Annotated in this window: 4 protein-coding genes and 1 pseudogene; 1 reads left to right on the plus strand and 4 read right to left on the minus strand. The window is 64.6% G+C overall.

From position 1 onward, the window contains the following. Nucleotides 1–220: 220 nt before the first annotated feature. From HMPREF3167_RS07535 to HMPREF3167_RS07545, 3 genes are read right to left on the minus strand one after another with little or no spacing between them, the layout of a single operon-like run. Nucleotides 221–1,534: a TRAP transporter large permease gene (locus tag HMPREF3167_RS07535; RefSeq protein ID WP_062614183.1), complete on the minus strand. Its 1,314-nt coding sequence runs from the start codon at nucleotides 1,532–1,534 to the stop codon at nucleotides 221–223. Next, nucleotides 1,531–2,226 (minus strand): TRAP transporter small permease, encoded by a 696-nt coding sequence (locus tag HMPREF3167_RS07540; protein ID WP_068538875.1) that lies wholly within the window; start codon nucleotides 2,224–2,226, stop codon nucleotides 1,531–1,533. Before HMPREF3167_RS07540 ends, HMPREF3167_RS07535 begins: the two co-directional genes overlap by 4 nt. Continuing rightward, the gene (locus tag HMPREF3167_RS07545) at nucleotides 2,226–3,263 is read right to left on the minus strand and encodes a TRAP transporter substrate-binding protein (protein ID WP_068538876.1); all 1,038 of its coding nucleotides are present in this window, start codon (nucleotides 3,261–3,263) and stop codon (nucleotides 2,226–2,228) included. Before HMPREF3167_RS07545 ends, HMPREF3167_RS07540 begins: the two co-directional genes overlap by 1 nt. A 337-nt stretch (nucleotides 3,264–3,600) precedes the next feature. Here HMPREF3167_RS07545 and uxaC point away from each other — a divergent pair, with 337 nt between their 5' ends. Next, the gene (gene uxaC, locus HMPREF3167_RS07550; protein ID WP_062614185.1) at nucleotides 3,601–5,007 is read left to right on the plus strand and encodes a glucuronate isomerase; all 1,407 of its coding nucleotides are present in this window, start codon (nucleotides 3,601–3,603) and stop codon (nucleotides 5,005–5,007) included. Between the two features lie 234 nt (nucleotides 5,008–5,241). Here the strand turns inward: uxaC and HMPREF3167_RS09880 are convergent. Then, a pseudogene (locus tag HMPREF3167_RS09880) lies at nucleotides 5,242–6,001 on the minus strand (hypothetical protein); the annotation flags it as partial.

The following is a 6,001-nucleotide window of genomic DNA, read 5'->3' on the forward strand; positions in this document are numbered from 1 at the left end:
CGCATCTTGCCGAGTAGTGCAGCATCTGTGTGCGGCGGGCCGGAGGGCCACCCCGACGTGCGGCCCTCCCCCGGGTAGGCCGGCTGCCGTGCGGCGGCCGTGGCGGCCAGCACCCACCGGGCATTAAAATAACTTGGACGATTTCGGGGCGATCTCCTCATATAAGAAGATCGCCCCGAAATCGTCCAGGAAATTCAAATCCCGGCCCGCAGCCCGCCGGCTAGATGAGCCCGAACACCCCCGGCAGCCACAGCGAGAACGCGGGGACGAACACCACCACGAACAGCGCCAGGATGATGCCGACCAGGAACTGCCACAGCTTGGAGGTCACGGCCTCCATGCGCAGCCCGGCCACCTTCGCGCCCACGAACAGCACGTTGCCAACCGGCGGCGTGATCACGCCGACCGACAGGTTCATCACCACCATCGCACCGAAGTGCACCGGGTGGATGCCGATGTCCTTGACGATCGGCAGGAAGATCGGCACGAAGATAAGGATCGCGGGGGTCGGGTCCATGAACGTGCCCACCACCAGCAGGATCAGCATGATGATGATGAGGATGCCGGTGGGCGAGTCGGTAACGGACAGGAGTCCGTTGGCGATCATGTCGGGGATGCGGGCGAATGCCATCACCCAAGACAGGCCCGCCGACACCGCCACAAGGAACATGACCACGGCGGTGGTGCGGGTGGCGGAGAGGATGATCTCAGGCAGGTCCTTGAGCTTGATGTTCTTGTACAGGAAGCCGAGCACCAGGCAGTAGACCACGGCGATGGCGGAGGATTCGGTGGCGGTGAATGCGCCGCCGAGGATGCCGCCCACCACGATGACGATCATGAGCAGCGACGGGATGGCGCGCCACAGGGTCACGCCCACCACCTTGGCGCTTGGCCGCTCGGTCACCTGCACCACGTTGTTCTTTTCGTGACGGAAGTACAGGATGAGGGCCACGATCATACAGGCCACTACCCACAGGGTACCGGGGCCGACGCCGGCCATGAACAGGGCGGCTATCGACGTCGAGGACACGAGCGAGTACACGATGAACGTGTTCGACGGCGGGATGAGCATGCCGGACGGGGCGGAGGCCACGTTGACGGCGGCGGTGTATTCGCGCGAGTAGCCATCCTTGGTCATGCGAGGGGTCATGATGGTGCCAACCGCGGAGGCGGCGGCAACAGCTGCGCCGGACACGGAGCCGAACAGGCCGTTGGCCACCACGTTGGTCAGCGCCATCGACGCCGGCATGCGGCCCACGAGCACCTTCGCCGCGTCGATCAACCGTGCGGCGATGCCTCCGGAGTTCATGAGCACGCCGGCGAGCACGAAGAACGGGATGGCAAGTAGTGAAAAGGAGTTGACGCCGGTGAACATGCGCCCGGCCACGGACATCGCGGCCACGTCCGGGTTCATGACCGCCATCGCGGCGATCACGGTGGGTAGGCCGATGGCCACGGCGATCGGCACCGAGGTGGCGATCAGGAGAATGATTCCAACAAGCAGGATGAGTCCTGCAACAGCGGTAGGTGTCACAGCTGGGCTCCCTTCGTGTTGTCGCGGGCGACGCCGTCCGCGCCGTTCGCGTCCGCAGCGCCGGCCTCGCCAGCGCCGTTCGTGCCGGCACCAGCGCTAGCCGCGCCTTCGCTGTCAGCCACGCCGACGGCGTCGTCGACCGGGCTTCCCTCCGCCTCGGCCTCGATCTTGATCTTTTCCGCGTCCTCCAAGGCCATTTCGGCCTCGGGGATCGGGAAGTTGGACTCGCGCCCGGCCGCGATTTCCACGATGTGGTACAGCGCGTAGAGCACGATCGCCAGGCCGGAGATGGGGAGTACCAGGTAGACGGAGCCGATGTTAACCGGTAGGGCGGTGAGGTTCTGGGACCAGGCATTCATCGCGGCGTTCCAGCCACCCCACACGAGCGCGGTGGCGCCGAGGATGAGAGAGGCCACGTGGGTCCAGATCGCGAAGGCCTTTTGGGTGCGCTCCGGGGCGCGGAGGACAAGGAACTCCACGGCCATGTGGCCGCGCTCCCCGTACACGAACGCGAGCCCGAGGAAGGACAGCCAGACGAAGAGCATCTTGGCCAGCTCCTCAGACCAGGTCACGGGCGAGGACAGCACCAGGCGGGAGAAGACCTGCCAGGTGGTGGAGAAAACGAGGCCGACGAACAGGATGATGCACAGCCAGCCGAGGAACTTGGTGGTGAACTGATGGACGCGTTGCATTACTGACCCCCTTCGGTGTCGGCAGCGCGGATCGCGTCGAAGAGCTCGCGCTGGTAGCCGTCGGACACGAAGCGGTCGACGATCGGGGCGAGGGCCTGCGCGAATGCTTCCTTGTCCACCTCGTAGAAGGTGGCGCCGTTGTCTTCGGCGATCTGGCGCGATTCTTCGGTGTATTCCTTCCACAGCTCGGTGTGGAAGTCCATGGAGTCGTACCAGCATTCGTAGAGGATCTCGCGGTCGGCTTCGGGCATGGCCTCGAGCAGGTCGTGGCGCATGATCATGTAGTCGAGGCCGACCAGGTGGTTGGTGTAGGACAGGTAGGGCGCCACTTCCATGTGGCGGGCGGTGTTGTAGGAGACGAGGTTGTTTTCGGCCCCGTCGAGCACGCCGGCCTGGAGGGCCGAGTAGACCTCGCCGTAGGACAGCGGGGTGGCCGACCCGCCCATGAGCTTAATCATCTCGATGTGCATGTCGGATTCTTGGACGCGGATCTTCTTGCCCGCGAGGTCGGCCGGGGTTTGGACCGGGCCGAACGTGGTGTAGATGTGGCGCTCACCTTGGGTGTAGCCGCCGAGCACCGTGATGTTTTCCTTGTCCTCGAGGGAGGCGAAGAGGCCGCCCACGATGTCGGGGTCTTGGATGACCTTGATCTGATGTTCGATGGAGCTAAAGGTGGTGGGCATGTTGAGGACGCGGAAGTCCTGGTTAATGTTTTCCAGCTGGGTGCCGGACACGATAGACATTTCGATGGCGCCGGACTTGACGTACTGGAGGACTTCCTGCTGCGAGCCGAGCTGCTCGTTGGGGAAGATTTCGATCACGTAGCGCCCGTTTGTGCGCTCGGCGACGTCTTCGGAAAACTTCTGGAGGGCCTTAAATGACGGGTGGGATTCCGACTGGTTGAGGGCCACCTTGAAGTAGGAAACAGTATCTTCGTCGCCCACCGAGTCAAGCTTGATGCCTCCGAGCCCGGCACAGCCGGACAGCAGGAGTGAGGCGCTTGCTGCGAGAGCGAGAAGGTTCCAACGTTTCTTCATTGGATCTCCTTAGCATGCGGGGCGCGGGTGCCACCCCGTGGGTGTGTGAGCCAGCACTGGCTTCGGTCGTCCTCGTGGGACGCGGCGGCTTTGCGTGCGTCTTGGAAGATGCTTTGAGGCTATCAGGATCCTTACACCCAGGGAAGAACTTGACAAATGTAGTATTTCACACTGCTGAATTACCGTTTATACCCTCAAAACGCATGACATGTTCGCGCCCGCCCCTTAGAGTGAGCGTAGGGACGAAAGACTGACGACACTGTCGCCCCGCCGACGTCGGCCGGGCACCTCGCGTCCAGCTCACCACCCGCCGATCCCCAACCCAAGGAAGGCACACATGGAACTTCAGCCGCACCCCGATCGCCTCTTCCCCGCCGATCCCACCACGCGCAGCATCGCCCGCGACCTGTACGCGCTGGTCAAGGACGCCCCGATCATCTCCCCGCACGGCCACGTTCCCCCGGAGTGGATCGCGGACGACGTCCCGTTCAAGGACCCCACGTCCCTCCTCATCACCCCTGACCACTACGTCAACCGCATGCTGCACGCCCACGGCGTGGAGCTGAGCGAGCTCGGCGTCGGGCAAAAGGAGTTTTCCGAGGAGCAGTCGCGCAACGCGTTCCGCATCCTGTGCGCCAACTGGTGGCTGTACCGCGGCACGCCCGTGAAGTACTGGATGGAAAACGAGCTGTTTGATTACTTCGAGGTGCGGGTGCGGCCGTCGGCGGAGACCGCCGACCAGATCTACGACCAGATCGCCGAACGCCTCGCCGACCCCGCCTACCGCCCGCGCGCCCTCTACAAGCGCTTCAACATCCAGTTCCTAGCCACCACCGACGACCCGTGCGATTCGCTTGAGCACCACGCCAAGATCCGGCAGACCTTCGACGGCACGGTCGTCCCCACCTTCCGCCCCGACAAGTACCTCGAGCCCGCCCGCGCCGACTGGCCCGAGCTGATGGCGGCACTGTCGGAGGCCTCGGGCGTGGACACGACGTCGTGGGCCGGGTTCAACGCCGCGATGGAAAACCGCCGCGCCTACTTCAAGGCCGCCGGCGCGATCTCCACCGACCACTCCCACCGCGACCCGGGCACCGCCCGCCTCTCCGACGCCGAAGCCGAGCGGATCTACCAGCAGGCCCTCGCCAGGAAGGTGTCCCCCGCCGACGCCGACGCTCTCCGCCGCTCCATGATGTACGAGCAGGTGCGCATGGCCTCCGAGGACGGGCTGGTCATGACCATGCACCCGTCCGTGTACCGCAACCACCACACGCCCACCTTCAACAAGTACGGCGCGGACGTGGGCTGCGACATCCCGCTCAAGACCGAGTTCGCCGCCGCCCTACAGCCCGCGCTCGCCGACTGCGGCGACTCCGAGAACCTGCATCTCATCCCGTTCACCATGGACGAGACCGTGTACTCGCGCGAACTGGCGCCGATGGCGGGCTTCTACCGGTCGGTGTTTATCGGCGTGCCGTGGTGGTTCATCGACGCGCCCGAGGCGATGGCCCGCTTCCGCGGCGCCGTCACCGAGACTGCGGGCTTTACCCGCACGTCCGGCTTCATCGACGACACCCGCGCCTTCTGCTCCATCCCCGCCCGCCACGACGTGTCGCGCCGTATCGACGCCGGGTACGTGGCCAAGCTGGTGGCCGAGCACCGGCTAGAGATGGATGAGGCCGAGGAGGCCATCCGCGAGCTGGTGGTGGGCAACCCGGTGCGGGCCTTCAAGCTCGAAGGCTAGGGCCCGGTCGGGGCCCGGTCGCGGGCGGCGGGCGACCGTTCAACAACGGCTTCTTCCTCGAGCCCACCGTACTAGTGGACGTGGAACCGCATCCTCGCGCCGGACTTCTTCTAGCCGGCTGGTGCTGGCTAGCCCCGTCGGCTGGTGGCGCCCGCACATACGTGGATCCCCCGGTGTTCTTTTCAGAACACCGGGGGATCCACGCGCTAGAGGTGGACTCTCACCTGAAGGTGATTAGTCCTCCCGACGCTTCCGCGACACCAGGAAGGCACCAGCTGCAGTCAGCATGGTAGCCGCAGCAGCCAAGCCGCCCACGGTAGCACCCGTGTACGAGAGCTTGCCGGTGCCGGACTTCGGCGCAGTCTTACCCGCGACCGTGATCGTGGACGTATCGAGGACGTTGCCGTCCTTGTCCGTCACGGTGACCGTGATCTTGTCGCCGGGCTTGGCATTCGGATCGGCGGTGATGACCAGGTTGCCATCCTTGTCGATCTGGGCCTTACCCGGGCCCTCGACCGTGACCTTAGCGTCGCCGGGGACCTTGCCGCCGTCATTCGGGATCACAACGGTCTCGCCAGGCTTGACAGAACCGTCGCCCCAGTTCGGCTTATCGGCCTCAGGCTGCTTGTCCGGATCGGTAACCGTGACCTCGATCTTGTCTATCTCGTTGCCGTCCTTGTCCTTGACGATAACTACGATCTTGTCACCAGGCTTGGCGTCCTTATCGATGTCGACAACCACGTTGCCATTCTCATCGATGGTCACCTTGCCCGGACCGTCAGTCTCGACCGTGGTGCCGTCCGGAACCGGGCCACCGTCATTCGGGATCACGACGGTCTCGCCGGGCTTGCCCGAACCATTACCCCAATCCGGGGACTTGGGAGCCTCCGGCTCGGTGACGGTGATCTTGCCATCGTTCGAGGTGTTGACTTCCTTGCCACTGTCCGGGGTCTTGCCCTCAACAGTGACGGTGTAGTTGCCATCGATCGGAGCG

This window comes from Trueperella sp. HMSC08B05 (assembly GCF_001808405.1).
GTDB classification, from domain to species: domain Bacteria; phylum Actinomycetota; class Actinomycetes; order Actinomycetales; family Actinomycetaceae; genus Trueperella; species Trueperella bernardiae.